This window comes from Amycolatopsis sp. SID8362 (genome assembly GCF_010550475.1).
Taxonomy (GTDB): domain Bacteria; phylum Actinomycetota; class Actinomycetes; order Mycobacteriales; family Pseudonocardiaceae; genus Amycolatopsis; species Amycolatopsis eburnea.
Map to the genome: position 1 here is coordinate 1 of NZ_JAAGNB010001709.1, position 296 is coordinate 296.

At 77.7% G+C, this 296-nt stretch carries 1 pseudogene; it reads right to left on the reverse strand.

Annotated features, from left to right (window positions below):
- A pseudogene (locus tag G3I65_RS52095) lies at window positions 1-296 on the reverse strand (hypothetical protein); the annotation flags it as partial.

The following is a 296-nucleotide window of genomic DNA, read 5'->3' on the forward strand; positions in this document are numbered from 1 at the left end:
GCCAGCCGGGCCAGTGTCACCTGCCCGGCCGCCAGGTCACCCGCCGAGAGCACCAGCAGGACCCCGACGAAGCCGGTCAGCAGCGGCAGCTGGCCGGCCGCGGTCCTCGGGCGGAGGACCGCGGCCAGCAGGCCGATGCCCACCGCCAGGTTCCACGCGCCGCTTTCGTGGTCGAAGTGCAGGCCGCCGTGACCGCCCGCGGTGCCGAGCAGCTGGGCGAACGCCAGGCCGAGCTGCGCGACCGCGACGACGGCCAGCGCGATCCGCAGGCCCCAGCCCTCGCCCGACGGCGCCGG